General features: G+C 62.0%; 13 protein-coding genes. 4 read left to right on the top strand and 9 right to left on the bottom strand.

Going from position 1 to position 14889, the window contains the following annotated elements; genetic code table 11:
- Positions 1–122 precede the first annotated feature (122 nt).
- Positions 123–1472, top strand: a complete 1350-nt coding sequence (locus tag BFQ01_RS14745; RefSeq protein WP_065925822.1) for an OprD family outer membrane porin — start codon at positions 123–125, stop codon at positions 1470–1472.
- A 108-nt stretch (positions 1473–1580) separates the two neighbouring features.
- Positions 1581–2618, top strand: a complete 1038-nt coding sequence (gene mgrA / locus BFQ01_RS14740; RefSeq protein WP_053140257.1) for an L-glyceraldehyde 3-phosphate reductase — start codon at positions 1581–1583, stop codon at positions 2616–2618.
- Between the two features lie 128 nt (positions 2619–2746).
- Here the strand turns inward: mgrA and tauD are convergent, their stop codons facing one another.
- The 7 genes from tauD to BFQ01_RS14705 form a co-directional block, all read right to left on the bottom strand.
- A complete protein-coding gene (gene tauD / locus BFQ01_RS14735) occupies positions 2747–3583 on the bottom strand; it encodes a taurine dioxygenase (protein ID WP_065925821.1) in 837 nt (278 codons plus the stop codon).
- 11 nt (positions 3584–3594) lie between these two features.
- Complete coding sequence (gene tauC, locus BFQ01_RS14730) at positions 3595–4431, bottom strand: taurine ABC transporter permease TauC (RefSeq protein WP_027605156.1); 837 nt, start codon at positions 4429–4431, stop codon at positions 3595–3597.
- Entirely contained in the window at positions 4428–5207 is a 780-nt protein-coding gene (gene tauB / locus BFQ01_RS14725; protein WP_065925820.1) for a taurine ABC transporter ATP-binding subunit, read from the bottom strand. Before tauB ends, tauC begins: the two co-directional genes overlap by 4 nt.
- An 18-nt stretch (positions 5208–5225) precedes the next feature.
- Positions 5226–6203 carry a taurine ABC transporter substrate-binding protein gene (gene tauA, locus BFQ01_RS14720; RefSeq protein WP_065925819.1) on the bottom strand — a complete coding sequence of 326 codons (978 nt, stop codon included), beginning with the start codon at positions 6201–6203 and terminating at the stop codon, positions 5226–5228.
- A gap of 182 nt (positions 6204–6385) precedes the next feature.
- A complete protein-coding gene (gene gshA, locus BFQ01_RS14715) occupies positions 6386–7969 on the bottom strand; it encodes a glutamate--cysteine ligase (protein ID WP_027605153.1) in 1584 nt (527 codons plus the stop codon).
- Positions 7970–8183: 214 nt separating this feature from the next.
- On the bottom strand, positions 8184–8567 hold the full coding sequence (locus tag BFQ01_RS14710; RefSeq protein ID WP_065925818.1) for a PaaI family thioesterase: 384 nt from the start codon (positions 8565–8567) through the stop codon (positions 8184–8186).
- Entirely contained in the window at positions 8567–10903 is a 2337-nt protein-coding gene (locus BFQ01_RS14705; protein ID WP_065925817.1) for a Tex family protein, read from the bottom strand. Before BFQ01_RS14705 ends, BFQ01_RS14710 begins: the two co-directional genes overlap by 1 nt.
- Before the next feature lie 356 nt (positions 10904–11259).
- Here BFQ01_RS14705 and ompR point away from each other — a divergent pair, with 356 nt between their 5' ends.
- Together ompR and BFQ01_RS14695 are read left to right on the top strand one after the other, a co-directional pair.
- Positions 11260–12000 carry an osmolarity response regulator transcription factor OmpR gene (gene ompR, locus BFQ01_RS14700; protein WP_015373500.1) on the top strand — a complete coding sequence of 247 codons (741 nt, stop codon included), beginning with the start codon at positions 11260–11262 and terminating at the stop codon, positions 11998–12000.
- A 116-nt stretch (positions 12001–12116) separates the two neighbouring features.
- Positions 12117–13430: an ATP-binding protein gene (locus BFQ01_RS14695; protein ID WP_065925816.1), complete on the top strand. Its 1314-nt coding sequence runs from the start codon at positions 12117–12119 to the stop codon at positions 13428–13430.
- A 96-nt stretch (positions 13431–13526) separates the two neighbouring features.
- Here the strand turns inward: BFQ01_RS14695 and rimK are convergent, their stop codons facing one another.
- Both rimK and BFQ01_RS14685 read right to left on the bottom strand, forming a co-directional pair.
- Positions 13527–14432, bottom strand: a complete 906-nt coding sequence (gene rimK, locus BFQ01_RS14690) for a 30S ribosomal protein S6--L-glutamate ligase (protein WP_003171022.1) — start codon at positions 14430–14432, stop codon at positions 13527–13529.
- A complete protein-coding gene (locus tag BFQ01_RS14685; RefSeq protein WP_169899741.1) occupies positions 14429–14878 on the bottom strand; it encodes a retropepsin-like aspartic endopeptidase RimB in 450 nt (149 codons plus the stop codon). Before BFQ01_RS14685 ends, rimK begins: the two co-directional genes overlap by 4 nt.
- Positions 14879–14889: the final 11 nt, after the last annotated feature.

The following is a 14889-nucleotide window of genomic DNA, read 5'->3' as shown; positions in this document are numbered from 1 at the left end:
TTCTTAAACTTAATTTCATCCGTCAAGACGCTGTTTTGACGCGTAACTGTCATCTGGCCACTGCGTAATTGTGTGAAGCGTTTGACGCTTTCATTTCAGAACAGTGACGGAGACCGGTACCCATGAAGACGTTTTTAAGCCCTGTGGTGGGAGCCGCCATGGCGAGCTTTATGCTGTCCGCCCACGCCGATTTTATCGATGACAGCCACGCCGACGTGACCCTGCTCAACCGCTATCTCAACCAGCAGGGACGGGACGTGGTGGGCAGCAATGCCAAGGCCCATAGCATTCGGGATTGGGGCCAGGGTTTCGAGTTCAACTTCAAGTCCGGCTACACCGAGGGGCCTGTGGGCTTCGGCCTCGATCTACAGGCGTTCTACGGCCTGAAACTGGACTCCGGCGGCGACCTCAACGACAAGGATCACCAGGGCCGCTACCCCGGCAGCATGTTCCCACTGGACAATGGCAAGTCCGCCGACCAGTTCGGCGTGTTGAGCCCGACGTTCAAGATGCGTTTCGCCAAGGATGAATTGCGCGTCGGCACGCTCTACGGCAACAACCCGATACTCGCCAACACCGACGGGCGCCTGTACCAGCAGACCAATACCGGTGTGCAACTGGTGTCCAAGGACCTCAGCGACTTCACCTTCACCGGCGGCGATATCTTCAAGACCAAGATCCGCAACGAAACCGGCGACCAGGGCATGATCACCGCCGGCGGGACCAAAGAGAGCGACCGCTTCCTGTTCGGCGGTGCGGATTACACCGGGATACAGAACACCACTGTCAGCCTGTGGTACTCCAACCTTGAGGACTACTACCAGCAGTTTTTCCTCGGTGCCAAGCGCCATGACGCCTTGTCGGTCGGTGCGATCGATACCGACGTGCGCGTGTTCCGCAGCCTGGGTGTGGGCGGCAACGCCGACGGCGACAAGGACTTTGCCGCAGCGGGCCTGTATGGCGACGGCGTGAACAAGGGCCGCATCAACCAGTCCACCGTCAGCCTGCTGGAAAGCTACAGCCTGGACGGCCATACCGTCGGCCTGGGCATCCAGAAAAACAGCGGCGACAGCGACTTCCCGTACCTCGACTCCGGCCTTAACAGCGGTGACGCGCGCCAAGGCCCAGGCTCGGGTGCCGACACCCCGGCGCTGACCAACATGCAGTTGAACAAATTCCAGCATGCCGGCGAACGCACCTGGCTGGCGCAGTACAAATATGACTTCGGCAAACTCGGCCTCAACGGCCTGACCTTCTCCGCCGCCTACGCCCACGGCGATGACATCCGCACCGCCCAGGGCACCACCAGCGAATGGGAGCGAAACGTGGCGGTGGCGTATCAAGTGCCGACCGGTACCCTCAAAGGCCTTGGCGTCACGTGGAAAAACGCCCACGCCAGTCCGGACATTACCGGTGCCACCGTGCAGGATGAAAACCGCTTCTATGTCAGCTATGTCGTTCCACTCTGGTAGGAAATTGCTGTAAAACGGAAGGGCAGACTTAAGCGATTCAGCTGGTTAAAAGGCCTGGGAATATCGTTATTCCCAGGCCTTATTTGCCTACGTCCAAGAGAGGATTCGATGACTTACATTGCTGCCGAAAACCGCTATGAATCTATCCCGTATCGCCGCGTAGGCCGCAGTGGACTGGTGCTGCCGGCACTGTCCCTGGGGCTGTGGCACAACTTTGGCGACAGCACCCCGATCGACACCCAGCGCGCCCTGCTGCGCACCGCGTTCGACCTGGGCATCAACCACTTCGATCTGGCCAACAATTACGGCCCACCCTACGGCAGCGCCGAGATCAACTTCGGTCGTTTGCTGCGCGAAGACTTCAAGCACTACCGCGACGAATTGATCATCTCCAGCAAGGCTGGCTGGGACATGTGGCCGGGCCCTTACGGCCAGGGCGGCGGCTCACGCAAATACGTGCTGGCAAGCCTGGACCAGAGCCTGCAACGCCTGGGCGTCGACTACGTGGACATTTTCTACTCCCACCGTTTTGATGCCGATACGCCCCTGGAAGAAACCGCCAGCGCCCTCGCCACCGCCGTGCAACAGGGCAAGGCGTTGTACATCGGTATCTCGTCTTACTCCGGGGTGAAAACCCGCGAAATCGCCGCGCTGCTCAAAGAGTGGAAGGTGCCGCTGCTGATCCACCAACCGGCCTACAACCTGCTCAACCGCTGGGTGGAAAAAGACCTGCTGGACACCACCGAAGAACTCGGCGCCGGAGTGATTGCCTTCACGCCACTGGCCCAGGGTTTGCTCACCGACAAGTACCTCAATGGCGTGCCGGCCGACGCACGGGTCAACCGCCCGGGGGGTGGTTCGTTGCAGGCCAAGCACCTGTCCGAAGCCAACATCGCCCACGTGCGTGCGTTGAACGAAATCGCCCAGCGCCGTGGCCAGAGCCTGGCGCAATTGGCGCTGGCCTGGACGTTGCGCGACCCACGGGTGACCAGCGCGTTGATTGGCGCGAGCCGGCCGGAGCAGATCATCGAGAACGTCGGCGCGTTGAAGAACTTGAGCTTCAGTGCGGAGGAACTGGCGGAGATCGATCGGTTTGCGCAGGAAGGTGGGATTAACCTGTGGGAAAAGCCGTCCAGCGCGGAATAACCTGACAGCACCGGGTCAATGTGGGAGGGGGCTACACCCCGATGGCGGTGTGTCAGTCACTTGATTAGTTGACTGACCCAGAGCTATCGGGGTGTAGAACCCCTCCCACATTTGATTTGCAGTGTGGTTTAGAACGGCACATCCCCAAGAATCGTCGCCCGATGCATCACCCGCCGTTGCGGCCGGTAGTCATCCACCGCGTAATGTTGGGTCACGCGGTTATCCCAGAAGGCCACGTCGTTCTCCTGCCAGCGCCAGCGGAGGGTGAATTCCGGGCGTGTCGCGTGGGCGAACAGCAGCTTGAGGATCGCCTCGCTTTCCGCCGGTTCCAGTTCATTGATCCTGGTGGTAAACCCATCACTGACAAACAGCGACTTACGCCCGCTCACCGGATGCGTGCGCACGACCGGGTGTGACAGAGGTGGGTTTTTCCTGCGGGTTTCTTCCCAGCGCGCCAGGTCTTCGGCGCTGTTGCCAAAGCGTTCCAGCGGAAAGGATTTGGTGAAGTCGTGGGTAGCCGTCAGCCCATTGAGCAACCGCTTCAACGGCTCGGACAACGCCTCATACGCCGCGATGCCACTGGCCCACAGCGTATCGCCGCCGTACGCCGGCAGCAGCTTGGCACTCAGCACCGCACCGAGGGCCGGGGTGGGCAGGAAGGTCACATCGGTGTGCCATACGGCGTTATCGCGCACGTCGGTGACGGCGGTGTCGAGGATCAGCACTTCGGGCTGTTCCGGCACGTTGGGGTAGATCGGGTGGATGTGCAGGTCGCCGAAGTTCGCCGCGAACCGCGCCTGTTGCGGCGGGGTGATCGGCTGGCCACGGAAGAACAGCACCGAATGGCTGAGCAACGCCTGTTCGATGGCATCGCGATGTTCGGTGCTCAGCGGCCGGGTAATATCGACGCCACTGATCTGGGCGCCCAGGGCGGTGCTCAAGGGGGTAACGGTCAGGCTGCTCATGCTGTTCTCACTCAATGTGCCTGGCCATGCCAAGGCACTAACTTACGCTGCAGGGCGCGCAGGCCCATTTCCATGGCGAAGGCGATCAGGGCGATCACCAGGATCCCCAGCACCACTACATCGGTCACCAGGAACTGCGCCGCCGATTGCACCATGAAACCCAGGCCGCTGGTGGCGGCGATCAGTTCGGCGGCGACCAGGGTCGACCAGCCTACACCCAGGCCGATACGCACCCCGGTGAGGATGTCGGGCAGGGCGCTCGGCAGGATCACATGGCGAATCAGCTGCGCACGGGTGGCGCCCAGCGACTGCGCCGCCCGCAGCTTGGCCGGGTCGACGGTGCGTACGCCGGTCGCGGTGGCGATGGCGATGGGCGCAAAGATCGCCAGGTAAATCAGCAGCACCTTGGACAGCTCGCCGATACCGCACCAGATCACGATCAATGGCAGGTAAGCCAGGGGCGGAATCGGCCGGTAAAACTCGATCAGCGGGTCGAGAATGCCGCGGGCGATGCGGTTGGCGCCGATGGCAATGCCTACCGGCACGGCGGTCAGCACCGCGAAGCCCAGGCCCAGGCCGATCCGGCTGAGGCTCGCGCCCAGGTGCTGCCACAACGTGGAATCCATATAGCCCGTAGTCGCCAGCAGCCAGCCTTTTTGCAGCACGGCCGAGGGCGGTGGCAGGAACAACGGTTCGATCAGGCCGGTGGCGGTGACGGCCCACCAGAGGGCCAGCAAGGCGACCAGGGTCAACAGGCTGATCCAGCGTGTACTCAGGCTGCGACGCACAGGAATGACCGCGTGCGCCACCGGCTTGGCAGCGGTGGCGGGGAGTTCGTAGCTGCTCATGCGGACACCTGCCGTTGCGAGAACACTTTGCCCAGCACGTGTTCGCGGGTTTCGATAAAGCGCGGGTCGGACTTGATCGCCCGCGCCGACTCACCGGCCGCGTAGCGCTGGCCGAAGTCCAGGTGCAGGCGTTCGACGATCTGGCCCGGGTTGGGCGCCAGCAGGATCAGGTCGGTGGCGAGGAACACCGCTTCTTCGATGTCATGGGTAATCAGGAACACCGGCTTGGCCGTGCGCCGCCAGACTTGCAGCAACAGTTCCTGCATCTGCTCACGGGTGAAGGCATCGAGGGCGCCGAAGGGTTCGTCCATCAGCAGCACGCGCGGGTCGGCGGCCAGGGCGCGGGCCAGGCCGACGCGTTGCTTCTGGCCGCCGGAGAGTTGCCAGATGCGGCGATTGTCGAAGCCGGCGAGGTCCACCAGCGCGAGCATTTCCCGGGCGCGCACTTCGCGCTGCGCCTTGGGCATGCCGGCCAGTTCCAGGCCGAAACCGACATTGGCCAACACGTCCTGCCAGGGCAACAGCGCGTCGTCCTGGAACACCACGCCGCGTTCGGCGCTGGGGCCTTTGACCGGTACGCCATCGAGGGTGATGCGCCCGGCAGAAGGCTCGACAAAGCCGGCAATCAGGTTCAACAGCGAAGTCTTGCCACTGCCGGACGGGCCTAGGGCCACCAGCAGCTGCTGGGGCCCCAGGTCGAGTGAAATGTCGGACAGTACCGGTTCTGTGGCGCCTGGGTACTGTGCGCTGATGCGCTCCAGTTGTAGCAAGGCCATCGCGATGAACTCCTTGAATCAGTTAGTGATGAACTTGGCGCTGACGTAAGGGGCGTAGTCCGGCAGCACGGCGTCGACCTTGCCTTGTTCTTTGAGGAACGCAGCGGTATCGGTCACGGCCTTGGTGGTTGGTGCGCCCAGCAGGGTCACCTGGTCAGCGGCCAGCGGGTAGACGTTGCCTTGCAACAGCAGCGGGATGTCGCTGGCCTTGGCGCCGGAGAGTTTCACCAGTTTGTCGACGTTGCCTGTGTCGGCGAGCCAGGCTTGTGGGTCTTTGCGGTAGGCGGCGTAGGCATCCAGGGTGACCTTGGCGAAGGCGGTGACGATTTCCGGGTGCTTCTGCGCGAAGTCCTTGCGCACGATCCAGGCATCGAAGGTCGGCGCGCCGAACTTGGCCAGCTCGCCGGAGGTGATCAGCACCTTGCCGTTTTCCTTGGCCACGCCCAGGGCCGGGTCCCATACGTAGGTAGCGTCGATGTCACCGCGCTTCCAGGCCGCGATGATCGCCGGCGGTGCGAGGTTGAGGATGGTCACTTTCGACGGGTCGATGTTCCAGTGCTTCAGCGCGGCCAGCAGGCTGTAGTGGCCGGTGGACACGAAGGGCACGGCGATTTTCTTGCCGATCAGGTCCTGGGGGCCGTTGATCCCGGAACCGTTGCGCGCCACCAGGGCTTCGGCACCGCCGATCTGGGTGGCAACCAGGAAAGTTTCCACCGGCACCTTGCGGGTGATCGCAGCGGTCAGTGGGCTGGAACCGAGGTAGCCGATCTGCACGTCGCCGGAGGCGATGGCGGCGATGATGTCGGCACCATTGTCGAATTTGCGCCAGTCGATCTTGGCGTTAGTGGCTTTTTCGTACGCACCGTCGGCCTGGGCAACTTTGGCCGGGTCTACGGTGGTCTGGTAAGCGATGGTTACATCCGCCGCCTGGGCAAACAGGCTGGCACCGGCCAGGGACAACGCGGCCATGAGGCGCAGAGGGGTTAACAGTTTCAAGGGGAAGCTCCTCAATCAGGCGGCCGAGGGTCGGCGTGTGAGGAGACTAAATGATCTAAGAATCCGAAAATAAATAACATTTTCGAATTAGCTTATGGGCGAAAGGTTGAAGCGAATCTTGAGCTTGATGAGGGCAAATGTGGGAGGGGGCTTGCCCCTCCCACCATGGACCGAGTTCGGTCTTAGTTACTGATCGCCAGAATACTCGCCTGGTACGAGCCGACAAACACATCAAAATCGCCCACTTCGTTCTGCTCCAGTTCCGCTTGCTGCGCCAGCGACGTGCGCGCCAGCTCTTCAAAGCGTGCCTGCTCTTCTGCGGGCAACGGCTCGCGGCGGAAGTACTCGGCGTGCACCTCGCTCTGATGCAGGGAGAACTGCGCGAAACTCTCTTTGCGCTCGGCCATCGCCGCCAGTACCTGCGCCGAAGGGGTCAGGGACGGGTCCTTGACCTTGGCCAGTTGGGCGTCCAGTGCCTGGCTGTGTTCGGTGATGCCGTGGCTTTCATCCAGCAGCGCAGCCAGCGGGGCAATCTTCTCCAGAAGCTCGGTGGCCCATTCCTTCATGTCCACGGCCTGGCCCTTGCGCTGCAATTGCAGGCCCGGGCGCCGGCCTTCCTTGACCACGCTGAGGAAGTTGGACGTGGCGTTGCCGCACTCGTTGTCGGCGAACAGCGGGCTGTCGTTCAGCGCGCAGTACAGCAGGAATGCATCGAGGAAACGCGACTCCGGCAGGTCGATGCCCATCGGCAGGAACGGGTTGATGTCCAGGCAGCGCACTTCGATGTACTGGATGCCACGGGCCATCAGCGCCTGGATCGGCCGCTCGCCGGTGTAGGTCACGCGCTTGGGGCGGATGTTGGAGTAGTACTCGTTTTCGATCTGCAGGATGTTGGTGTTGAGCTGTACCCACTCACCGTCCTTGTGGGTGCCGACTTCGACATAGGGCGCGTAGGGCGTTGCCACCGCTTCGCGCAGGCTGTCGGTGTAGCTGGCCAGGTCGTTGTAGCACGGCGTCAGGCCGGCCTGGGCGTTGCTCTGGTAACCCAGGTCGCTCATGCGCAGGCTGGTGGCGTACGGCAGGTACAGGGTGTCGGCGTCGAGCACTTCCAATTGGTGCGAGCGACCGCGCAGGAAACCCGCGTCCAGGGCCGGCGAGGCGCCGAACAGGTACATCAGCAGCCAGCTGTAGCGGCGGAAGTTGCGGATCAGCGCGATATAGGCCGTGGACTGATAGTCGCGGTCGGTGCCGACGAAGCCTTCAGTCTCCTTGAGCAGCGGCCATAGCTGTTCCGGCAGGGAAAAGTTGTAGTGGATGCCGGCGATGCACTGCATGGTCTTGCCGTAACGCAGGGCCAGGCCCTTGCGGTACACGTACTTGAGCTGTCCGATATTGGAGGTGCCGTAGTAGGCAATCGGAATGTCTTCCTCGGCCGGCAACGGGCACGGCATCGAGGGGCTCCACAGGTATTCACTGCCGAGCTTGGTGTAGGCAAAACGATGGATCTTGTCCAGGCTGCTCAGGGTGTCGGCCGGGTTGGGCAGGGCCGGGGTAATGAACTCCAGCAGCGATTCCGAGTAGTCGGTGGTGATCTGTTCATGGGTCAACGCGGCGCCCAGGGCTTCGGGGTGCGGCGTTTGTGCCAGGCGACCCTCACCGGTGACACGTAGGCATTCACGCTCGATGCCGTGCAAGCACTGCTCTAGCAGGGAGAGGTGTTCGCGCTTGCCGAGCAGGGCCAGGCGGCGGTTGAGAAGTTCGCTCAAGTTGGATTCCTTCACGCGTCAGTCGCCCCAATATGGGGGTGGGCAGGACGGTCTACAAGGGTGAAGTTAAAACTGGCGTGATCGCCTGGTTTTGAGTCGATTTGACCCGCGTTAAAAAAGCCTACTTCACTCCATGAATTGGGCTATAGCGCAGCAAGAAAATTCCGACGCTGTTATCGCAGCGCCGAAATTAACTCAAATCGGGGGCGGGGAGCTATAGGACAGCGAACGTGCCCTGTGCTTTTGCGACAAGTCTTTCGTCCTGATACACATCGGCTTCGACCACCAGCGTGCGCCGACCGGCGTGAATCACGCGGCTGGTACACAGCACGTCACCGTCTTCCACGGCGCGGATGTAGTTGATCTTGCATTCGATGGTCGCGCTCTGCTGGTCAAACCCATGGGCGCTGGAGCAGGCCAGCCCCATGGTGATGTCCACCAGGCTGAAAATCGCCCCGCCATGGAGCTTGCCCGCGCGGTTGCGCAGGTGCGGCTCCAGGGTCAGGGCCACTTCGGCAACGCCTTCTTCGAGGCGTTGCAGGCGGCAGCCGATCAGTTCGCTGAACGCGCTCTGGGTCAAACCGGCGGGGATTTCCATCAGCGTTTCTTCAACTGCTTGGCGTTGGCGAACAGCGAGGCCATGGCGTTGTTGCTTGGCGCTGCGGTGGCGGTTTCCTTGCGCGGTTGACTGTTTTCGGAGCGGTTCTGCGACTGGCGCGGTGCCGAGCCAGGACGTGCACCACGGGCGCCGTCGATTTTTTCCCCTGGGGTATCGCTCATGCGCATCGACAGGCCAACGCGTTTGCGCGGGATGTCGACTTCCATGACCTTGACCTTGACCACATCACCGGCCTTCACGGCTTCGCGCGGATCCTTGATGAACTTCTCCGAAAGCGCAGAGATGTGCACCAAACCGTCCTGATGCACGCCGATGTCCACAAACGCGCCGAAGTTGGTCACGTTGGTGACCACGCCTTCGAGGATCATGCCCAGTTGCAGGTCCTTGAGGTCTTCGACGCCGTCCTGGAACTCGGCGGTCTTGAACTCGGGACGCGGGTCGCGGCCAGGTTTTTCCAGCTCTTGCAGGATGTCGGTGATGGTCGGCACGCCGAAGGTTTCGTCGGTGTACTTCTTTGGGTCCAGGCGCTTGAGGAACGCGGCGTCGCCGATCAACGAGCGGATGTCGCGGTCGGTCTCGGCGGCGATGCGTTGCACCAACGGATAGGCTTCCGGGTGAACGGCGGACGAATCCAGCGGGTTGTCGCCGTTCATTACGCGCAGGAAACCGGCGGCTTGCTCGAAAGTTTTTTCACCCAGGCGGGCGACTTTTTTCAGCGCGGCACGGGTTTTGAACGCACCGTTTTCGTCGCGGTGAGTGACGATGTTCTGCGCCAGGGTGGCATTGAGGCCGGAGATACGCGCCAGCAGCGCCACGGAGGCGGTGTTCACGTCCACGCCCACGGCGTTTACGCAGTCTTCCACCACCGCATCCAGGCCGCGTGCCAGTTTCAGCTGTGACACGTCGTGCTGGTACTGGCCGACACCGATGGATTTAGGATCGATTTTCACCAGCTCTGCCAGCGGATCCTGCAGGCGACGGGCGATGGACACCGCGCCACGGATCGACACGTCGAGGTCCGGGAATTCCTTGGAGGCCAGTTCCGACGCCGAGTACACCGAAGCACCGGCTTCGGAGACCATCACCTTGGTCATCTTCATGGCTGGGTATTTTTTGATCAGTTCGGCGGCCAGCTTGTCGGTTTCACGGCTGGCAGTGCCGTTGCCGATGGCGATCAGGTCCACCGCATGCTTGGCGCACAGGGCGGCCAGGATGGCGAGGGTCTGGTCCCACTTGTTGTGCGGCACGTGTGGGTACACGGTGGCGTGGTCCAGCAGCTTGCCGGTGGCATCGACCACGGCGACCTTGCAGCCGGTGCGCAGGCCCGGGTCGAGGCCCAGGGTGGCGCGCGGGCCGGCCGGTGCGGCCAGCAGCAGGTCGTGCAGGTTGTGGGCGAAGACGTTGATCGCCTCGGTTTCTGCGCCGTCGCGCAACTCGCCGAGCAGGTCGGTTTCCAGGTGGGTGTAGAGCTTGACCTTCCAGGTCCAGCGCACGACTTCACCGAGCCACTTGTCCGCAGGACGATTCTGATTCTGGATGCCGAATTGTTGGCCGATCATGCCCTCGCACGGGTGCATGGTGCCCGGCAATTCGTCGCCGACTTTCAGCGCGGAGCTGAGAATGCCTTCGTTGCGGCCACGGAAAATCGCCAGCGCACGGTGGGACGGCATGCTTTTCAGCGGTTCGTCGTGTTCGAAGTAGTCGCGGAACTTGGCGCCTTCTTCCTCTTTGCCGGCGATGACGCGGGCGCTGAGGGTGGCTTCCTGTTTCAGGTAGTTGCGCAGTTTTTCCAGCAGGTTGGCGTCTTCGGCGAAGCGCTCCATCAGGATGTACTTGGCACCTTCGAGGGCGGCCTTGACGTCGGCAACGCCTTTCTCTGCGTTGACGAAGCGCGCGGCTTCGGTGTCCGGGGTCAGCGAGGGGTCGTTGAACAGGCCGTCGGCCAGTTCGCCCAGGCCGGCTTCCAGGGCGATCTGGCCCTTGGTGCGGCGCTTCTGTTTGTACGGCAGGTAAAGGTCTTCGAGGCGGGTCTTGGTGTCGGCGAGCTTGATGTCGCGTTCAAGCTGAGGCGTCAGCTTGCCCTGCTCCTCGATGCTGGCGAGGATGCTGATACGCCGTTCGTCGAGTTCTCGCAGGTAGCGCAGGCGTTCTTCAAGGTGCCGCAGCTGGATGTCGTCGAGGCTGCCGGTCACTTCTTTCCGGTAACGGGCGATGAAGGGCACCGTGGAGCCTTCATCCAGTAGAGCGACGGCCGCTTCGACCTGTTGTGGGCGTACGCCGAGTTCTTCGGCGATGCGGCTGTTGATGCTGTCCATAAAACCACCTGAAATTCTGAAAAGCAGCCCGCAGGCCCGGGAAACAAGGCCTGGCGCGGCTGGTTGAGCGGCCCGACCGGCGCCGCTACCTGGGTCAAGAGGCAGCCTATTGACCCTCGAAATCGAAAAAATCACCACAAGCGGGGAAAAAAAGCCCGGCAGTAAACGGCAACGATCTGACGTTGCCCTGCACGAAGGCGCCGCATTATAACCAGCGTTCTGCCCTTGGGGGGTACTGCGCCAGTGGTTGGAAGGCGAGGGTTCGCTGGCAGTAGAGGAAAAATCTGCTAACAATGCACACGGTGCGTATAACGGCAGCTACGCCATAATGCGCGCCGAGATAAGAGGAGCATCCAATGAGCAGCACTGCACAAACTGCTGAAGGCGAAAAAATTCTCATCGTTGATGACGATCCGGGGCTGAGCAGCCTGCTGGAGCGTTTCTTCAACTCCAAGGGCTACCGTGCCCGCGCGGTGCCGAACACCGAGCAGATGGACCGTCTCCTGGGGCGTGAAGTATTCAACCTGGTCGTACTCGACCTGATGCTGCCCGGCGAAGACGGCCTCACCGCCTGCAAGCGCCTGCGCGGCGCGAACAACCAGATTCCAATCATCATGCTGACCGCCAAGGGCGATGAGCTGAGCCGCATCAAGGGTCTCGAGCTGGGCGCCGATGACTACCTTGCCAAGCCTTTCAACCCTGACGAGTTGATGGCGCGGGTCAAAGCCGTGCTGCGTCGTCAGGCGCCGCCGGTACCGGGCGCGCCGGGCAGCGAAGACGAAAGCGTCACCTTTGGCGACTACGAGCTGTCGCTGGCGACCCGCGAGCTCAAGCGTGGCGACGAAGTGCATATGCTCACCACCGGTGAATTCGCCGTGCTCAAGGCGCTGGTGATGAACGCGCGTCAGCCGCTGACCCGCGACAAACTGATGAACTTGGCACGCGGTCGCGAATGGGACGCCCTGGAACGCTCCATCGACGTGCAGATTTCCCGTCTGCGCCGGATGATCGAGCCGGACCCGTCCAAACCTCGGTATATCCAGACTGTCTGGGGTGTGGGCTATGTGTTTGTGCCGGATGGCACCGCAACCAAGTGACCGATGATTTGCAGGGCGGGCATCCTGGCGCTTGACTCCATGAGGGTCGACGGGATGCCCGGCGTCTGCAATTCTGCGAGCGCCGCTCGTTCCTGCAAGGTGTCCAGCTGTCTTCTATGAAAACCCCTCTGTGGTTCCCGCAAAGTTTCTTCTCCCGCACCCTTTGGCTGGTGCTGATCGTCGTGCTGTTTTCCAAGGCGCTGACACTGGTTTATCTGCTGATGAACGAAGACGTGCTGGTGGACCGGCAGTACAGCCACGGTGTCGCCCTGACGCTGCGTGGTTACTGGGCTGTAGACCCTGAGAACCGCGAAAAGGTAGCCAAGGCCTCGACGTTGACCCGCGTTGACGGGGCTGGTGTACCCGAGGGTGAGCAGCATTGGCCCTACAGCGAGATCTACCAGCGCCAGATGCAGGCCGAACTGGGCGAGGACACCGAGGTGCGCTTGCGCATGCATGTTTCACCTGCGCTGTGGGTGAGGGCGCCGAGCCTGGGCGATGCCTGGATCAAGGTTCCGCTGTATCCGCATCCTTTGCGGGGGCAGAAGATCTGGAACGTGTTGGGTTGGTTCCTGGCCATCGGCTTGCTTTCCACCGCGTCGGCGTGGATTTTCGTTCGCCAGCTCAACCAACCGCTTAAGCGCCTGGTGTTTGCCGCCCGCCAATTGGGCCAGGGGCGCAGCGTGCGCCTGCCGGTCAGCGATACGCCCAGTGAAATGACCGAGGTGTATGGCGCCTTCAACCAGATGGCGGAGGATGTCGAACAGGCCGGGCGGGAGCGCGAGCTGATGCTGGCGGGGGTGTCCCATGACTTGCGCACGCCCTTGACGCGATTGCGCCTGTCCCTGGAGCTGATGGGCAACCATAGCGACCTCACCGACGACATGGTTCGCGACATCGAAGACATGGACGCGATTCTCGACCAGTTCCTGGCGTTTATCCGTGATGGTCGTGACGAGGTGGTGGAGGAAGTCGATCTCACGGACCTGGTGCGTGAGGTTGTGGCGCCCTACAACCAGAATGGCGAGCAAGTGCGCATGCGCCTTGAGCCGATCCAGCCGTTTGCGTTGCGTCGGGTGTCGATGAAGCGCCTGCTGAACAACCTGATCGGCAACGCTTTGCACCACGCCGGTTCGGATGTTGAAGTGGCTGCGTATGTGTCTGGCGACAGTGCTGCGCCGTACGTAGTGCTGAGTGTGATGGACCGGGGCGCGGGCATCGATCCGGACGAGCTGGAGGGTATCTTCAACCCCTTCACCCGTGGCGACCGTGCCCGGGGTGGCAAAGGGACCGGCTTGGGGCTGGCGATCGTGCGGCGGATTGCGTCGATGCACGGCGGCAATGTCGAGTTGCGTAACCGCGAAGGCGGTGGCCTTGAGGCGCGGGTACGCTTGCCGCTTGGGCTGATGCTGCCCAGAGATGCGGTATAGAAACAGCTGCAAGTTTCAAGCTGAAGCCGCAAGAGAAAGGCGCACAGCTTTTGCCCTTTCTTGCAGCTTATAGCTTGAAGCTGACAGCTCCCGTCTCTAACCCTTACCCTTGGTCCTGGTCATATTCGGTCCACCATTCTTCTCCAGATGTTGAATGATGATCCCCGCCACATCCTTCCCAGTGGTGGTCTCTATCCCTTCCAGGCCCGGCGACGAGTTCACCTCCATCACCAGTGGTCCATGGTTGGAGCGCAGGATATCCACACCCGCCACTGCCAACCCCATGACCTTGGCCGCCCGCAGCGCGGTCATGCGTTCTTCCGGGGTGATCTTGATCAGGCTGGCGCTGCCGCCACGGTGCAGGTTGGAGCGGAACTCTCCGGGCTTGGCCTGGCGCTTCATGGCTGCGATCACCTTGTCGCCCACCACGAAGCAGCGAATATCCGCACCGCCGGCTTCCTTGATGTACTCCTGGACCATGATGTTCTGCTTGAGGCCCATGAATGCCTCGATCACGGATTCCGCTGCGGTCGCGGTTTCACACAGCACCACACCGATGCCCTGGGTGCCTTCCAGCACCTTGATCACCAGCGGCGCGCCGTTGACCATTTCGATCAGGTCGGGAATGTCGTCGGGGGAGTGGGCAAAGCCGGTGACCGGCAGGCCGATGCCCCGCCGCGAGAGCAGTTGCAACGAGCGTAATTTGTCCCGCGAGCGTGCAATGGCCACGGATTCATTGAGGGGGAAAACCCCCATCATTTCGAATTGGCGCAACACGGCGCAGCCATAGAACGTCACCGAGGCGCCAATCCGCGGGATCACCGCATCAAACCCCTCCAGCGGTTTACCGCGGTAATGGATCTGCGGCTTGTGGCTGGCAATGTTCATATAGGCACGCAACGTGTCGATCACCACCATTTCGTGGCCACGTTCGGTGCCGGCCTCGACCAGGCGGCGGGTGGAATACAGACGCGGGTTTCGCGACAGCACAGCAATCTTCATGCAGCACCTGGGGCAGAAATAGTAGAGACCGGGAACACCGGCTTGTCTTGAACGTACTTGACGCCGGGATTGACCACCAGATGGCCGTCAATCAGCGCCTTGGAACCCAGCAACAGGCGATAACGCATGGCTTTGCGGCAGGCCAGGGTGAACTCCACCCGCCATACCCGATCACCCAGTGCCAGGGTGGTGCTGATCACGTAGCGCACCTGCGCATGGCCATTGGAGCTCTTGATGGTTTTCATCGTCACCAGGGGCGCTTCGCAGCGGCGGTGACGCAGTTGCACGACGCTGCCCAGGTGCGCGGTAAAGCGCACCCACTTCTCGCCGTCGCGCTCAAACGGCTCGATGTCGGTGGCATGCAGGCTGGAGGTGCTGGCACCGGTGTCGATCTTGGCACGCAGGCCTGCCACTCCCAAGTCGGGAAGTGCCACCCACTCACGCAGACCTACAACGG

It is taken from the genome of Pseudomonas sp. 8 R 14 (assembly GCF_900005955.1).
Classification (GTDB): Bacteria; Pseudomonadota; Gammaproteobacteria; order Pseudomonadales; family Pseudomonadaceae; genus Aquipseudomonas; species Aquipseudomonas marginalis.
The sequence above is the reverse complement of the archived record's forward strand: the minus strand, read 5'-3'. Positions and strand labels throughout refer to the sequence as shown.

What these genes read in the sequence shown, in the direction of transcription:
- BFQ01_RS14745 (WP_065925822.1), top strand. Translation starts at nt 123, where the DNA reads ATGAAGACGTTTTTAAGCCCTGTGGTGGGAGCCGCCATGGCGAGCTTT.
- mgrA (WP_053140257.1), top strand. Translation starts at nt 1,581, where the DNA reads ATGACTTACATTGCTGCCGAAAACCGCTATGAATCTATCCCGTATCGC.
- tauD (WP_065925821.1), bottom strand. Translation starts at nt 3,583, where the DNA reads ATGAGCAGCCTGACCGTTACCCCCTTGAGCACCGCCCTGGGCGCCCAG.
- tauC (WP_027605156.1), bottom strand. Translation starts at nt 4,431, where the DNA reads ATGAGCAGCTACGAACTCCCCGCCACCGCTGCCAAGCCGGTGGCGCAC.
- tauB (WP_065925820.1), bottom strand. Translation starts at nt 5,207, where the DNA reads ATGGCCTTGCTACAACTGGAGCGCATCAGCGCACAGTACCCAGGCGCC.
- BFQ01_RS14710 (WP_065925818.1), bottom strand. Translation starts at nt 8,567, where the DNA reads ATGGAAATCCCCGCCGGTTTGACCCAGAGCGCGTTCAGCGAACTGATC.
- BFQ01_RS14705 (WP_065925817.1), bottom strand. Translation starts at nt 10,903, where the DNA reads ATGGACAGCATCAACAGCCGCATCGCCGAAGAACTCGGCGTACGCCCA.
- ompR (WP_015373500.1), top strand. Translation starts at nt 11,260, where the DNA reads ATGAGCAGCACTGCACAAACTGCTGAAGGCGAAAAAATTCTCATCGTT.
- BFQ01_RS14695 (WP_065925816.1), top strand. Translation starts at nt 12,117, where the DNA reads ATGAAAACCCCTCTGTGGTTCCCGCAAAGTTTCTTCTCCCGCACCCTT.
- rimK (WP_003171022.1), bottom strand. Translation starts at nt 14,432, where the DNA reads ATGAAGATTGCTGTGCTGTCGCGAAACCCGCGTCTGTATTCCACCCGC.